The following is a 13,370-nucleotide window of genomic DNA, read 5'->3' on the forward strand; positions in this document are numbered from 1 at the left end:
AACAGCTTGTGGTCAGCCCTCACAACGCCTGGGTAACAGGGGGGCGCGGTAGCTCATCGACACCTTGGGCAGCTGGGGTTTGTCCTTGAGCCAGGAGGCCAGCTCCTCCCCACAGCCATTGCCGGGGGGAATGGGAGCCTGGGGCTGGCAGTCCGGACTGTTTGCCGGGCAGCGCAGGCGCACGTGAAAGTGGCTGAAGTGGCCGACCCAGGGGCGCAGCTTGCCGACCCAGGCTTCACCGGGTGCCTGTTTGCACACCTCGGCCTTGATGACGGGGTTGACGAAGATACGCGCCACCTCGGGGCGATCAGCCGCAAGGCGCAGCAGATTGAGCTGCCTGGGGCCGAATCGGCCGGGCAGCATCCGGTAGCTGGGTTCGTCGATCAGCGCCCACTCCCTGGGGGCATCCTGCTCCCAGCGGCTAATGGGCCTGTCAGCCATCCTGAACCAGATGTCGGCATCCAGGCCGGTCTGGTGGCTGCGATGACCTGAGGTAAAGGGCCCCCCATGCATCATGGCGAGGTCGGCGATATAGAGATCCGGCATGCCGGCCAGTCTGGTCTGGTTGGCCAGATGCTGCAGGTAATGGATGAGGTCGGGGTGACCGTAATAGCGCAGCCGTTTGGTGCGGATCACCTGATAACCAGGACCTTCGAGGGGCAGGGCCACGGCATTTTTCAGGCAGCCGGCGGAGTAGCCGCCGATGGCCTCGGCATAGAGTGTGCTCGCGGACAAGAGCAGGGCGGTGGCGAACATGGGACTCCCGGGATGGCGCCCAGTGCGGGCTCAGACAGCCCCAAGCATACCAAGAGTGGCGGCTGGCCGTCATCCGTGTCGCGGTGGCGGTTGCATCGCGGCGCGTCGCTCGCGCACAATGCGCGGCAACGCAGCGACGGCAAGGCCGTTCGCATCACAGAAGGAGAAGAGAAGATGAGAGTCAGTGAGCTGGCAGCGCAAGAGAACGTGCGCTGGCTGATGCCCCCGGCCCGGCGGTTTTACGGGGTGATGATCTGCCTGTTGCTGGCGAGTCTCGCCACTGTGGTGGCCGCCCTCTGGCTGGGATATCCCGACATGGGCCTGCTGCCCTGGGTCGGGGTGGTCTTTGGCGGTATCGTGCTGGTGATGATGGTGTTGCCGCGCAACTGGCAGCGCTGGCGTCTGGCTGAGCTTGCCTGGGATGAACGCCATCTCTATCTGCTCAATGGTGGCGAAGACCGGGCGTTGGCCCTGCCCAGAGCTGTGCTGGTGGGCTTGGAGCGGGATCGCAAGGTGGGACACGATGGCCAGTGGCTCGATTTCAGCCTGGATCTCGGGCTGGATGAGGTGACCCTGGCGACGGCCACCAGCCTGCTCGGGTTGTCCCGGGAAGGGACTCACGAAGTGGCTCCCGGGGTCTATCGATTCGGGTTCAAACGTGCCTGGCATGGGCGTCGTGCCCTCGGCACATTGCTGGCCGAGCTGCACCCGGCCTGACTATTTTCTCGACAATTCATCCCAATGCTCAGATACTGCCTCTGATTCGATTTGATCTTTCCTGCTCCGATAGCCCAAGAGATCAAGGACTTGGGATACGAAGCTGGAAGTGCCATGGCATGATGCCGTGGCTGGTCCGGCAGGGGGGTTGTGCCCTTACTCCCAGGTCGGTGGATGCATAGATAAGGCACCTTGAATCGAGAGTGGATGGCATGAAGATTTACGTAGGTAATCTGTCGTACCGGATGACGGCCGACGAACTGACAACCGTGTTCAGCCAATTTGGGCAGGTAGACAAGGTCGATATCATCATCGACCGCGATACCGGTCAGTCCAAGGGGTTTGGTTTCATTGAAATGCCGGTCAATGGTGAGGCCGAGAAGGCCATCGCCGAGTTGCACGGCACCGAGGTCGGCGGCCGCACCATCACGGTCAATCAGGCCAAACCGAAGACGGATGCACCCCGTGGTCGCCCCCAGCGCCATCGTTGAATCGTCTCGATAACGGAAAACGGCATGGAATCCTCCATGCCGTTTTTGTTTTCAGGGTCTGGTGCAGACTCAGGGAACGTCATAACCCAGAGCGGCCTTGCGGATGCGGAACCACTGCTGGCGAGTGAGCTCAATGGACTCGGCTGCCACGGCGGCGGCGATCCGCTCCCGTTTGCCGGAGCCGATGAGGGGCAGCGGCTGACTCGGCAGCATCATCACCCAGGCGTAGACCACCTGCTCCAGACAGTCGGCGCACACCTCCTGGCGGATCTGCTCGAGTTCCGCCCGCAGCGGGGCATAGTCGGGGGCATGGAACAGCCGCCCGCCGCCAAGGCAGGACCAGGCCATGGGCTTGATGCGCAGTTGCTGGCATTGATCCAGGGCACCATCCAGCGTCCCCTCCTGATGGAGCGGGGAGATCTCCAGCTGGTTGGTGACCAGGGGGAAGGGCAGGCGGGATTGCAGCAGGGCGAACTGATGGGGCGTGAAGTTGGAGACCCCGGCGTGCTTGATCTTGCCTGCCTGCTTGAGGGTGATGAAGGCGTCGGCCACCTCGTCGGCGTTCATCAGGGGGTCGGGGCGATGGATCAGCAACAGATCCAGGTGATCGGTGCCGAGTTTTTGCAAGGAGGCTTCGGCACTGGCGACGATGTGTCCCTTGCCGGTGTTGTAGTGATTCAGGGCGTGGGCCGGATTGGCGGTGAGGGCGATGCCGCACTTGCTGACGATCTCCATGCGATCGCGCAGGGAGGGCTCCAGGCGCAGGGCATGGCCGAAGGCCTCCTCGCACTGGTAGCCACCGTAGATGTCGGCGTGATCGATGGTGGTGACCCCGAGATCAAGGTGATATTTCATCAGGTCCAGCAGGGCGGCGGGGGAGAGCTGCCACTCCATCAGGCGCCAGTAGCCCATGATGAGACGGGAGAAGGTGGGGCCTTGCTCGTGCAGGGCCAGACGGGATACGGACATGGTGACTCCTCTGGACATAAAAATGCGAAAAGAAAGGGGCAAAATCATGTGCCAGCATCTTGGTCTCTTCCGGCGGACAAGGCAATAATGCCCCCTTCGCGAATTCGAACTATGGTTCTGACTCCGACGGGTCAAGATCCCGGTGTCAGTGAGAGGAGAAGGGGTGATGGAAGGATTTGCCGCCAGGCTGCAAAGCCTGATCGGGGAGGGGAGTGTGAGCGCCTTTGCCCGCAAGGTGGGGTTGAGTGAAGCCCTGATCCGCAAGTATCTGAAAGGGGCCGAGCCCGGCCTTGGCAAGGCGAACCAGATTGCCATGGGGGCCAACTGCTCGCTGGAGTGGCTCGCCACCGGTTGCGGGTATCTCTATCGTCAGGCCGAGGTGGTGGACAGGGACGCGCTGGCGGCGGCGGGGGCGCTGGTGCAGGAGACTCGTCCGGGAAAGCCCATGCCGGACGAGGAGCAACTGGTGACCCTGCTCGCCTATTACCAGTTCCTGCGCAGCCACAAGCAGGCGGACGGTTTTCTGGACCTGGCCCGGGCGCGGGAGTTTGGGCGCCATCTGGCCGAGGCCTGAGCCTGACGGGGGCTCCCGGCAGTCCGCCATTCTTCTGATACCCTCTAAGCAGTGATCAAATCCAAGGACACGCAGATGAGCTATCTGATCCTGGGCAGTGGCGGGTTGGGCAGTGCGCTGGCACGGGAGCTGGCCAGACGGGGCGAAGAGTGGTTGCTGGCGGGCAGGCAACTGCCCAGGGGGCTGGATCCCGCCTGCTACTTTCCGCTGCAGGAGGTGGACTCGCTCTCCTTTGAAGCCCTCTTCACCCTCTATGACAGCACCACCCTGCCGACGGTGGTGATCAACACCATAGGCCTGCTCCATGATCTTGCCCACATGCCGGAGCGGCGGGTGGAGGAGGTGACCCCCCAATGGCTCGAAGAGAGTCTGCTGGCCAATGCCTGGCCCCACCTGGCCCTTGGTGCCAATCTGAGCCGGCGCATGATACCCCAGAGCACGCTCTGGCTCTGCACCCTCTCGGATCGGGCGGGATGCCTGGAGGAGGGGGGCCAGGAGGCCATGTGCCATTACAGCTACCGCATGAGCAAGGCCGCCCTCAACATGGGATCCCGGATCCTGGCGGGTGAGTGGGCCGGACGTTTTCCCGGCGCCGGTGTCATCACCGTGCATCCCGGCCTCATGAATACCCCCATGCAGCAACCTTTTCTTCAGGAGATGGATCCCGCCCTGCTGCAGGATCCCGCCGAGGTCGCCGTCCGCCTGCTGGATCTGATGGCCACACTGACGCCCGCGCACTCGGGCCGTTTCGTGGATCTGCAGGGTCAGTCGCTGCCCTGGTGAGCCGCCGGGCTCACATTCCCGCTTGCCGTTTCTTGCCAGCCGGGTGTCGGCTGGTTAATGTCATCGTCCTGCATCAGGAGGATGACATGCGCTATATCGATTTACGAAGTGATACAGTGACCCAACCCACGGAAGCCATGCGCCAGAGCATGCTGCATGCCGAGGTGGGAGACGATGTCTATGGGGAAGATCCCAGCATCAATGCGCTGGAGCGCCGCGGCGCCGAACTGCTTGGCAAGGAGGCGGCCCTGTTCGTGCCCTCCGGCACCATGTCCAACCTGCTGGCCATGATGAGTCACTGCCAGCGTGGGGAAGGGGCCGTGCTGGGGGCGGCCTCCCACATCTATCGCTATGAGGCTCAGGGCTCTGCCGTGCTGGGCTCGGTGGCCCTGCAATCCGTCCCCATGCAGGCGGACGGCACCCTGGCCATCGAGGATGTGCGGGGGGCCATCGCTCCCGATGATCCCCATTTCGTCCAGACGCGCCTCGTCTGCCTGGAAAATACCCATAACGGCAAGGTGCTGCCATTGACCTACCTGCGCGCCATGCGCGAATTCGTCGACGAGAAGGGGCTGAAGCTTCACCTGGACGGGGCTCGCCTCTTCAATGCGGTGGTGGCGAGCGGGGAACCGGTGGCCGCCATCGCGGCGCCTTTTGACAGCATCTCCGTCTGCCTCTCCAAGGGACTGGGAGCACCGGTGGGTTCCCTGCTGGTGGGATCGGCTGCGTTCATCGCCCGCGCCAGACGGCTGCGCAAGATGCTGGGGGGCGGCATGCGCCAGGGAGGGATCCTGGCCCAGGCCGCCCTGTTCGCGCTGGATCAGCACGTTGCCCGGCTGGCGGATGATCATCGCCGCGCTAGGCGTCTGGCAGAGGGGCTGGCCGCCTTGCCAGGCATCGCACTCAACTTGGGGGAGGTGCAGACCAACATGGTATTCCTGCGCCTGACCCAGGGAGATCCCGCCACCTTGCTGGGTTTCATGAAGGAGCGCGGTATTCTCTTCTCCGGCTACGGGGAGCTCAGGCTGGTGACCCACCTGCAGATCACCGACGATGACATCGACGAGGTGATCGACGCCTTCACCGAGTACCTGAGTGGCTGACGCCATTCCCCATCGCAACAACAAGGGCGCCATCGGGCGCCCTTGTTGTCATGGCAGGGTCGGTCATCCCTGGCGCTGGCCGGTGATCAGCATGGCCTCGTCGGTGGCGTCATAGATCATGATGGCCAGGTGGGTGACCTCTCCGGCGAAGTCGGCCAGCGGCACCAGGGTCAGGTTCTGGTACATGTAGGGGGCCGATCCCGTGATGGGGCGGTAGTTGGAGAAGCGCAACAGGTAGGGGCGCTGCTCCCAGGTGCTGAAGGCACGGTTGTTGAGCTTGAACACCATGTTGGCCTTGCGCTCGAACCAGGCCTTGTCCACATCGGGGAAGAGCGAGAACAGCCCTTGATCGCGCACCTCGCCTGCCAACCGGCCGCTGTGACTCTCCATGAAGCCGTTCCACACCTGGATCCGGTACTCCCTGTCGAGCACGACCAGCCCCACGTCCAGATTCTGGACGATGTTCATCAGCCAATGAAATTCCCGAATGTCCATGGTCACTCCTGGTGGTTGCTGCCGCGGGACGGTCAGAGCATGTGCATGATCTTGTTGTTCATGGTGGCGATGGAATCTTCGGTAAACAGCAGCAAGAGATCGCACTGCACCGCATAGCCCTGCACCCGATAGTTGATCTCGATGGCCAGAGTGCGGCGCCAGCGGCTCTGGTTGGTCCGAATGAGATCCTGAATGGGCCTGTGCTGGCCCAGCACCACGGGGTGACCCTGGCTAAAAGGGGTGTCGAGCTGGTTGGCGTAGCCGCGCAGGAAGGCGCCGATCAGCACGTTGGCGGTGTCCATTAGCAGTTCCAGCTCGGCGCCGTGATCCAGCTCCCCCTGATGGTTCATCAGGCGGGCCAGGTCCTGGAAGCTGGCATCGTGGAACAGCAGCAGGGCCTCCCCGGCGATCCCGGCCCCGATGAAGCCTTGACAGACCGCAGAGAGCGTCTCCGACTCGGCGGCGGCCGAGAGCGCCATGTGCAGCTCGGAGACCTCCAGCACGTTGACGTTGGGGATGGGGAGCAGCACGAAGGCGCCGAGCAGGCGGGCCAGCAGATCCGCCCCCTGGCCCATGGCGACGTTGGCCAGCTCCTGATAGACATCCCGCAGCTCGGGGGTGAACTGGATGCTGCTCTGGGCAGCCTGGTGGCTGGCGACGGGCTGGGGCTGGATGGCCGTCACCTGGGTGGCCGATTGCCACAGTCCGTGGCGCTTGAGCAAGGCAAGGAGGGTGTCCGGGGAGGCCGGCTTCTTGATGAAATCGAGGGCGCCAAGGGCCATGACACGCTCATGGGCTTCCGGCTGGATGTCGCCGGAGACCACGATCACCTTGCTGCGCACCCCCTCTCGCTTGAGGGTCTCGAGCACGCCATAACCGTCCATCTCCGGCATGGTGAGATCGAGAAAGATCAGGTCCCCGTGCCCCATCAGGATCTGCTCGACCCCTTCCAGCCCGTCCGCTGCCTGGTGCAAGGTGACATCCCAATCGGCGGGCAGGGCGCGCACCAGCTGTTTGCGCGCGAACCCGGAGTCATCACATATCAATACATTCATAGTGTTAGCCGACCTATGCAACGAGGATTGCGCTAAGTGTGGGTCATCAGCCGTCAGATGCAACGGGCAGCGGCTGCGCCGGTGAAAATTGATCGTTCTGCTGACGGGTGCGATAGCGCTCGGAGTGCTTCTCGACGAAATCGGCGAACATCTTAACACGCAACGGGGTGAACCGGGGCTGGCAATGGAGCATGTAGAAGGGACGTTTTCCCGACTGCCAGTCCGGCAGGACGGGGACGAGCTGACCATCTTGCAGGAAGGGGTGCACGTAGTGCTGCGGGGCGTTGACGATGCCGAGGTGGCGCTGGGCTGCCCGCACGGCGGCCTGGGTCTGGTCGATGCAAAGGCGGGGTGTGCGCTTGATGCAGATCGTCTGTTCGTCCCGCCCGCTCAGTTGCCAGTGCTGGTGGGGCCAGCAGTAGATGAGATCGTGCTCTTCCAGCTGGGTCGGGTGGGAGGGCACTCCCATCTTCTCCAGATAGAGGGGGGGCGAACAGACCGTACTGGATGTGACCCAGACAGAGGGCGTTGGGCAGGGTCTGGGGAAGCTCGCCGTTGAAAAAGACCAGGTCCCTGTCCTGATCCGCCTGGAGGGCATGATCGTTGGACTGGCGGATGTCAAACTGTACCCCGGGATAGCGCAGGCCGAAGTCCGCCAGCATGTCGACCAGGATGGTGTTGGAGAGGGCGATGGGGGCCGCGAGGCGGATGAGGCCGCTGATGTCAGTCTCCTCACCCCGGATTTCGCCGGTGGCCTGCTCTATTTCCGCAAGGGGGGTACAGAGGCGCTCGTAATAGCGCAGCCCTTCGTCGGTGAGACGCAGCTTGCGGGTGGATCTGTGCAGCAGGCTGCATCCGAGCTGCTCTTCCAGTTGGGAGATACGTCGACTGATGGTGCCGGTCGGCATGCCCAGCGCAGCGGCGGCGTGGGAGAAACCGCCCTCTTGCACCACCTTGACGAACAGATAGAACTCTTCGATGTACTTCATAAGCGGTTTTAGGGGGTGTTCTGGCTGTAACAAGCCAGTGACCTTATGAAGAGTCACCGGGCTTGGCAAGCGCAATCCGGCGTTTAATTGATCTGGATTAGATTCGACTCGCGCTGGTATTGCTGGAGCAGATGGACGAAATCTTTCGGGGATCTGTCCAGGCTGTTGTCGGGCACCAGCAGATCGTACCCCAGCAGATCCCGCAGCCGTGCCATGCGGTTGCCGAGCATGGCGATCACCCCCTCATAGCGCTGGCCGGAGGGTGAGCAGAAGCGGCTCTCCTCCAGCAGTCCCTCTCCCAGGAGCCCACTGCCGCACCCTCCGGTCGGGCAGTCGGGGCGCTCGCTTCGCATGGCCTGCATCAGCACGGCGCGCTGCTCGGTCAGCAGACGGACGGCGAGCCGGGGTGTGATCAGCGTCAAAAAAGCGTCGTAATCCTTTATTTTCAAACCGATGTAGGGCAGCTCCACCAGATCCCACCCCAAATGGATACGTGGTTGGTCAATTCGCTGAATATTTCTCCATTTCAGGATCCAGCCGCCGTACTTGTGATGGTATTGCAGGCAGTCCTGACACAAAGAGAGACTAAAATGAGGCTCACCCAGTTTCCAGACCCCGACAAGAATTGTCATCAGGCCCGCGAGGAGGAGGGAAATGGCGGGGATTAGTAGTTGTACACGAAGAAAAAAAAGTATAAAAATCATAGCAATGGTTATCACCATGCCCAACAATACCAGTGTGGGTCCATTTCTTCGTACCATGGGGATCACATGTAGCGTTTTCATATGATTTCGGCCTTTTTTCATCCGTTTGTTATCCGATTATGGGCCGGAACGGATTTTGTACCAGCGTGAATGTTCCTGTCAGGGGGCGCAAGCGACTGGTTCGACCATGAGCTTTCAGCATGAATCATCACTCAACATGAATACGCTAGACGAACGCCTGCTCACCGTGATGGATGTCCTCCACACGCCAGTCTGGGTCTATGACATCCAGCGTCATCATATTTACTGGGCCAACGATGCTGCCCTCGGGCTCTGGGAGGCGAGCTCCCTGGCCGAGCTGAAGTCCCGGGATTTCTCCGCCGACATGGCCGCCGCCATCGATCTGCTGCTGCAGCGCTATCTCGGCGATTTCCAGCAGGAGCGCAGTTACAACGAGTGGTGGACCCTCTCGCCTAAGGGGGTCAAGAAGCAGGTCTATCTGCGTCTTTCCGGGATCCAGCTTGCCGGACGGCAGATGATGATGGCGGAAGCGGTCATCGATGCCGACACCCTCTATCAGGAGTCCTCCCTCGCCACCGGCGACACCCTGGCCTGTCTCTTTGACAACGAGGGGCGCCTCGAGAGCGGCAACCATCACTTCGACATGTGCTTTGGCACCGGCATTCTGACGCTGCCCCAGATCTTCTCCGGTGCGGACGAGGCCTTCTATCGTCGCCTCTCCCGTCTGGACGAAGTGGTGGCCGAAGGGGAGTGCCGCACCCAGAAGGGGATGCGCTGGTTCCAGTACCAGTTTCGCCATATCCAGCAGGGGGCGCGGATCCTGCTGACCATGCGGGACATCACGGATCGCAAGCTCGAAGAGCTGGAGCATCGCCACCTGGCCTGGCACGACTCCCTCACCGGGCTGCTCAACCGCTACGGCCTGATGAAATCCCTGGAAGCCTATTGCGGCCTCGGGGGTCGCTTTGCCCTGGTGTTCATGGATCTGGACAACTTCAAGCTGGTCAATGACAACTACGGCCACAAGGCAGGGGATCGCCTGCTGGAGCGGGTCGCCGGACGGCTAAAGCAGATCTGCCCGCGGGACGTGGAGCTGGCGCGCCTTGGCGGGGACGAGTTCACCGCCCTGGTGCCCCTCAACCAGGCGAGCGATCGGGCCCAGGAGGTGGCGGATCTCATGCTCTCCCAGATGAGCAAGCCACTGCAGCTGAGCGGTGTCCCCGAGGTCACCATCGGCGGCAGCATCGGCATCGCCATCTACCCGGACGACGCGGATGACGGCGACAACCTCATCACCCGTGCCGACATGGCCATGTACCAGGCCAAGCAGATGGGGCGGCTTCGATGGCAGCGCTTCACCCCCAGCATGCAGCAAAGCCTGCATCGCAAGCTGACCCTCAAGCAGTTCCTGGCCAAGGCCGTCGGTCGGGGGGAGCTCAGCCTGCGCTATCAGCCCCAGGTGGATGTGGCGCAAGGTCGGGTCATCGGTTTCGAGGCCCTGGTACGCTGGTACAATCCCGTGCTCGGCCATGTGTCGCCGGCGGAGTTCATTCCGCTGGCCGAAGAGATGGGGCTCATCCGGGAAATTGGAAGCTGGGTGCTCTCCACCGCATTGGCCCAGATGGGGGAGTGGCAGCGACAGGACGGGGTGAGGGTGCCGGTGTCGGTCAATCTCTCGGGCTTCCAGCTCTCTGCCAGTTTGCCGGAGCTGGTGGCCCAACTGCTCGAGGTATTCTCGGTGGAGGCGGCGCTGCTGACCCTGGAGCTGACCGAAACGGTGCTGATGCTCGACATGAAGGGGTGCATCGAGATCCTCGACGCCCTGAGCGAGCAGGGGATCAAGATCGCCATCGACGACTTCGGGACGGGCTACTCCTCCCTGGCCTACCTCAACCGGTTGCCCATCGACACCATCAAGCTGGACCGCTCCTTCGTGGTGGGACTCAACCTGCCGGTGATCCGGGCGACGGTGGCCATGGCCACCAGTCTGGGGCTCGGGATCCTGGCGGAAGGGGTGGAGGAGGAGCACGAGCTCGCGGCCCTGCAGACCCAGGGTTGCCATGTCTTCCAGGGGTTCCTGTTCAGCCGTCCCATGACCCCGGAAGAGGTGGCGGCGGCGGGGTTCGCTGTACAGTGCCGGCTGGGTCGCTACCCCCTCGCAAACCATTGAGCAAGTTGTCGATAAATGTGCGGCATCTCCCATTTATGAAGTGCGAGATGCCAAATTAAACATAATTAATCGAATTTTTGTCTCATATCATGGGATCCATTAGACGTTATCGCTAGTATGCGCGCTCATTCCTTGGTAATGGAGTATCACCATAATGAGTCAAGCTGCAGTGAACGAGCGTCCGGCCCCTCCCAACGGCTGGTTGAACCGCTTTCTGAACGGGGTGGAGAAGGCGGGCAACAAGCTGCCGGATCCCGCCATGCTCTTCCTCTATGCCTTGCTGATCGTCTGGGTCGGCTCCTGGATAGGCTCCCAGTTCTCCTTCGATCTGGTCAACCCCCGCACCGGGGAGGCGGTGGTGGTCAACAACCTGCTGACCGGGGCGGGCCTGGCCGAGTTTCTGGCCAGCATGGTCACCACCTTCACCGGCTTTGCGCCGCTTGGCATCGTCCTGGTGGCCATGCTGGGGGTCGGGGTCGCCGAGCAGTCCGGCTTCATCAACACCGGCCTCAAGAAACTCCTGAAGGTCACTCCTGCGCGCTTCCTGACCCCCATGCTGATCCTGGTGGCCATCGTCAGCCATACCGCCGCCGATGCCGGCTATGTGCTGGTGATCCCCATTGGCGGCATCATCTTCCATGCGGCGGGTCGCCACCCGCTGGCGGGGATTGCCGCAGCCTTTGCCGGGGTTTCCGGCGGGTTTGCCGCCAACTTCCTGCCCTCCGGCGGGGATGCGCTGCTTCAGGGTTTTACCCAGTCTGCAGCCCAGTTGTTCGACCCTGACTACATGGTCAACACCCTGTGCAATATCATCTTCACCGGCGCTTCTTCCTTGCTGATCATCTGCGTGGGCTGGTTTGTCACCGAGAAGATTGTCGAGCCGCGCCTCAAGCAAGTGCCCCTCAACGAGGATCTGGAGAGCGCCGACGAGATGGGTCGTTACAGCGCCCAGGAGAGCCGGGCCTTCAACTGGGCCGGGTTCGCCATGCTGGCGGCCGTGGTGCTGCTGGGGCTGGCGCTGGCCCCCGGCGACTCGCCGATGCGGGCACCGGACGGTTCCCTCACCACCTTCGCCGCACCGGTGATGAAGTCCATCGTGCCCCTCATCTTCCTGCTCTTCATCCTGCCCGGGATCGTCTATGGATTTGTCGCCGGCAGCTTCAAGAGTGGCAAGGATGTGATCGACGCCATGTCGGCCACCATGAACAAGATGGGCTCCTACATGGTGATGGCCTTCTTCTGCGCCCTCTTCATCAAGGCGTTCGGGGACTCCAACCTCGGTACCCTGCTGGCGCTCTCCGGTGCCGAGGTGCTTCACGCCCTGGCGTTGCCGGGAGAGGTGACAATCGTCGGCATCATACTGCTGACGGCCACCGTCAACCTGGTGGTGGGCTCGGCCTCCGCCAAGTGGGCCCTCATCAGCCCCATCCTGGTGCCCATGCTGATGGCGGTGGGGATCTCGCCCGAGCTGACTCAGGCCGCGTATCGGGTGGGGGATTCCGCCTCCAACATCATCACCCCGCTGATGGTCTTCTTCCCCCTGGTGGTGGTCTATTGCCAGCAGTATGTGAAGAGCACAGGCATCGGCACCCTGGTCTCCATGATGCTGCCTTACTCCCTGGCCTTCCTGGTGAGCTGGACGGGCTTCCTGCTGCTCTACTGGGCGCTGGGGTTCCCGCTTGGGCTGCAGGCCCCCTATGTCTATCCTGCCCCTTGAGGGTGACGGGGGGCCTTGGGCCCCCCGCTTTTTTTGGGTAGAGTGTGACCTTCATCCCGGAGGTACCATGAACCCGACCATCGATCTCATTCTTTCCCATCGCTCCATTCGCCAGTTCACCCCAGAGCCCGTCAGCGCAGAGCAGCTGGATCAGATCCTGAGCGCCGCTCAGAGCGCCGCGAGCTCCAGCTTCCTCCAGGCCAACAGCATCATCCGGGTCACCGACAAGGGGCTGCGGGCCACCCTGGCGGAGCTGGCCGGTCATCAGGCCTATGTGGTCGAAGCGGCGGAGTTTCTGGTGTTTTGTGCCGACTACCATCGTCACAGCCAGATAGTGCCGGAGGCCCGCACCGGCTTTGTGGAGCAGCTCATGATCGGGGCCATCGACGGCGCCCTGATGGCGCAAAATGCCTTGCTGGCGGCCCAGTCACTTGGGCTGGGGGGGGTCTATATCGGCGGCATTCGCAACAATCCGGCCGAGGTGAGCGAGGTGCTGGGTCTGCCCCATCAGGTGATCCCGTTGTTTGGCCTCTGCCTGGGTCATCCCGCCCAGCGGCCGGAGCAAAAACCGCGGCTGCCCCGGGCGCTGGTGGTGCACGAGAACCGCTATCCTGCCACCCTGGATCGCGCCCTGCTGGCCCGGTACGACGGGCAGATCCACGACTACTACCAGGCCCGCAGCAGCAACAACAAGGATCAGACCTGGAGCGGGCAGATCAGGGGGATCCTGGGCAAGGAGGCGAGGCCCTTCATGCTGGGATTCCTGCAGTCGAAGGGTTTTTGCCTCAAGTAATGGGGGCGGCGGGCGATATGGAGCATGACGCAC

The 13,370-nt window shown here is 62.5% G+C and carries 13 protein-coding genes and 1 pseudogene; 8 read left to right on the forward strand and 6 right to left on the reverse strand.

The window, feature by feature from the left end; translation table 11 throughout:
- Window positions 1-12: 12 nt before the first annotated feature.
- Complete coding sequence (gene mepA, locus ACPW74_RS07180; RefSeq protein ID WP_041215028.1) at window positions 13-756, reverse strand: penicillin-insensitive murein endopeptidase; 744 nt, start codon at window positions 754-756, stop codon at window positions 13-15.
- 174 nt (window positions 757-930) lie between these two features.
- Here mepA and ACPW74_RS07185 point away from each other — a divergent pair, with 174 nt between their 5' ends.
- Window positions 931-1,473, forward strand: a complete 543-nt coding sequence (locus ACPW74_RS07185; protein WP_202043558.1) for a hypothetical protein — start codon at window positions 931-933, stop codon at window positions 1,471-1,473.
- Window positions 1,474-1,685: 212 nt separating this feature from the next.
- Window positions 1,686-1,964 carry an RNA recognition motif domain-containing protein gene (locus ACPW74_RS07190; RefSeq protein WP_029314670.1) on the forward strand — a complete coding sequence of 93 codons (279 nt, stop codon included), beginning with the start codon at window positions 1,686-1,688 and terminating at the stop codon, window positions 1,962-1,964.
- Window positions 1,965-2,033: 69 nt separating this feature from the next.
- Here ACPW74_RS07190 and ACPW74_RS07195 read toward each other — a convergent pair whose 3' ends face one another.
- The gene (locus tag ACPW74_RS07195; protein ID WP_223956575.1) at window positions 2,034-2,933 is read right to left on the reverse strand and encodes an aldo/keto reductase; all 900 of its coding nucleotides are present in this window, start codon (window positions 2,931-2,933) and stop codon (window positions 2,034-2,036) included.
- A gap of 166 nt (window positions 2,934-3,099) precedes the next feature.
- Between ACPW74_RS07195 and ACPW74_RS07200 the strand changes: the two genes are divergently transcribed.
- The 3 genes from ACPW74_RS07200 to ltaE all read left to right on the forward strand — a co-directional run bounded on the left by ACPW74_RS07200 (window position 3,100) and on the right by ltaE (window position 5,393).
- Entirely contained in the window at window positions 3,100-3,507 is a 408-nt protein-coding gene (locus tag ACPW74_RS07200; protein ID WP_039038703.1) for a transcriptional regulator, read from the forward strand.
- A 75-nt stretch (window positions 3,508-3,582) separates the two neighbouring features.
- Complete coding sequence (locus ACPW74_RS07205) at window positions 3,583-4,290, forward strand: short-chain dehydrogenase (protein WP_104454288.1); 708 nt, start codon at window positions 3,583-3,585, stop codon at window positions 4,288-4,290.
- 86 nt (window positions 4,291-4,376) lie between these two features.
- On the forward strand, window positions 4,377-5,393 hold the full coding sequence (gene ltaE / locus ACPW74_RS07210; RefSeq protein ID WP_042016636.1) for a low-specificity L-threonine aldolase: 1,017 nt from the start codon (window positions 4,377-4,379) through the stop codon (window positions 5,391-5,393).
- 63 nt (window positions 5,394-5,456) lie between these two features.
- Here ltaE and ACPW74_RS07215 read toward each other — a convergent pair whose 3' ends face one another.
- The 4 genes and pseudogenes from ACPW74_RS07215 to ACPW74_RS07230 all read right to left on the reverse strand — a co-directional run bounded on the left by ACPW74_RS07215 (window position 5,457) and on the right by ACPW74_RS07230 (window position 8,738).
- Complete coding sequence (locus ACPW74_RS07215) at window positions 5,457-5,888, reverse strand: PAS domain-containing protein (protein ID WP_039038700.1); 432 nt, start codon at window positions 5,886-5,888, stop codon at window positions 5,457-5,459.
- Window positions 5,889-5,920: 32 nt separating this feature from the next.
- A complete protein-coding gene (locus tag ACPW74_RS07220; RefSeq protein WP_042016635.1) occupies window positions 5,921-6,943 on the reverse strand; it encodes a response regulator in 1,023 nt (340 codons plus the stop codon).
- Window positions 6,944-6,989: 46 nt separating this feature from the next.
- Window positions 6,990-7,932 (reverse strand): annotated as a pseudogene (locus ACPW74_RS07225) (LysR family transcriptional regulator).
- Between the two features lie 83 nt (window positions 7,933-8,015).
- Window positions 8,016-8,738, reverse strand: a complete 723-nt coding sequence (locus ACPW74_RS07230; protein WP_425858803.1) for a DUF2982 domain-containing protein — start codon at window positions 8,736-8,738, stop codon at window positions 8,016-8,018.
- Between the two features lie 148 nt (window positions 8,739-8,886).
- On the opposite strand from ACPW74_RS07230, the gene ACPW74_RS07235 reads away from it, so the two are divergent.
- The 3 genes from ACPW74_RS07235 to nfsA all read left to right on the forward strand — a co-directional run bounded on the left by ACPW74_RS07235 (window position 8,887) and on the right by nfsA (window position 13,337).
- Window positions 8,887-10,827: a putative bifunctional diguanylate cyclase/phosphodiesterase gene (locus ACPW74_RS07235; RefSeq protein ID WP_029314665.1), complete on the forward strand. Its 1,941-nt coding sequence runs from the start codon at window positions 8,887-8,889 to the stop codon at window positions 10,825-10,827.
- 154 nt (window positions 10,828-10,981) lie between these two features.
- On the forward strand, window positions 10,982-12,544 hold the full coding sequence (locus tag ACPW74_RS07240; protein ID WP_279981425.1) for an AbgT family transporter: 1,563 nt from the start codon (window positions 10,982-10,984) through the stop codon (window positions 12,542-12,544).
- Between the two features lie 67 nt (window positions 12,545-12,611).
- Window positions 12,612-13,337 (forward strand): oxygen-insensitive NADPH nitroreductase, encoded by a 726-nt coding sequence (nfsA, locus tag ACPW74_RS07245; RefSeq protein ID WP_010675008.1) that lies wholly within the window; start codon window positions 12,612-12,614, stop codon window positions 13,335-13,337.
- Window positions 13,338-13,370 lie beyond the last annotated feature (33 nt).

The organism is Aeromonas sp. INTO2, from assembly GCF_049860605.1.
In the GTDB taxonomy this organism is placed as follows: Bacteria; Pseudomonadota; Gammaproteobacteria; order Enterobacterales; family Aeromonadaceae; genus Aeromonas; species Aeromonas caviae.

Coding starts and splice junctions, on each gene's coding strand:
- ACPW74_RS07195 (WP_223956575.1), bottom strand. CDS start 2,933: ATGTCCGTATCCCGTCTGGCCCTGCACGAGCAAGGCCCCACCTTCTCC.
- ACPW74_RS07230 (WP_425858803.1), bottom strand. CDS start 8,738: ATGAAAAAAGGCCGAAATCATATGAAAACGCTACATGTGATCCCCATG.
- ltaE (WP_042016636.1), top strand. CDS start 4,377: ATGCGCTATATCGATTTACGAAGTGATACAGTGACCCAACCCACGGAA.
- ACPW74_RS07235 (WP_029314665.1), top strand. CDS start 8,887: ATGGATGTCCTCCACACGCCAGTCTGGGTCTATGACATCCAGCGTCAT.
- ACPW74_RS07240 (WP_279981425.1), top strand. CDS start 10,982: ATGAGTCAAGCTGCAGTGAACGAGCGTCCGGCCCCTCCCAACGGCTGG.
- ACPW74_RS07185 (WP_202043558.1), top strand. CDS start 931: ATGAGAGTCAGTGAGCTGGCAGCGCAAGAGAACGTGCGCTGGCTGATG.
- ACPW74_RS07200 (WP_039038703.1), top strand. CDS start 3,100: ATGGAAGGATTTGCCGCCAGGCTGCAAAGCCTGATCGGGGAGGGGAGT.
- ACPW74_RS07220 (WP_042016635.1), bottom strand. CDS start 6,943: ATGAATGTATTGATATGTGATGACTCCGGGTTCGCGCGCAAACAGCTG.
- mepA (WP_041215028.1), bottom strand. CDS start 756: ATGTTCGCCACCGCCCTGCTCTTGTCCGCGAGCACACTCTATGCCGAG.
- ACPW74_RS07190 (WP_029314670.1), top strand. CDS start 1,686: ATGAAGATTTACGTAGGTAATCTGTCGTACCGGATGACGGCCGACGAA.
- ACPW74_RS07215 (WP_039038700.1), bottom strand. CDS start 5,888: ATGGACATTCGGGAATTTCATTGGCTGATGAACATCGTCCAGAATCTG.
- nfsA (WP_010675008.1), top strand. CDS start 12,612: ATGAACCCGACCATCGATCTCATTCTTTCCCATCGCTCCATTCGCCAG.
- ACPW74_RS07205 (WP_104454288.1), top strand. CDS start 3,583: ATGAGCTATCTGATCCTGGGCAGTGGCGGGTTGGGCAGTGCGCTGGCA.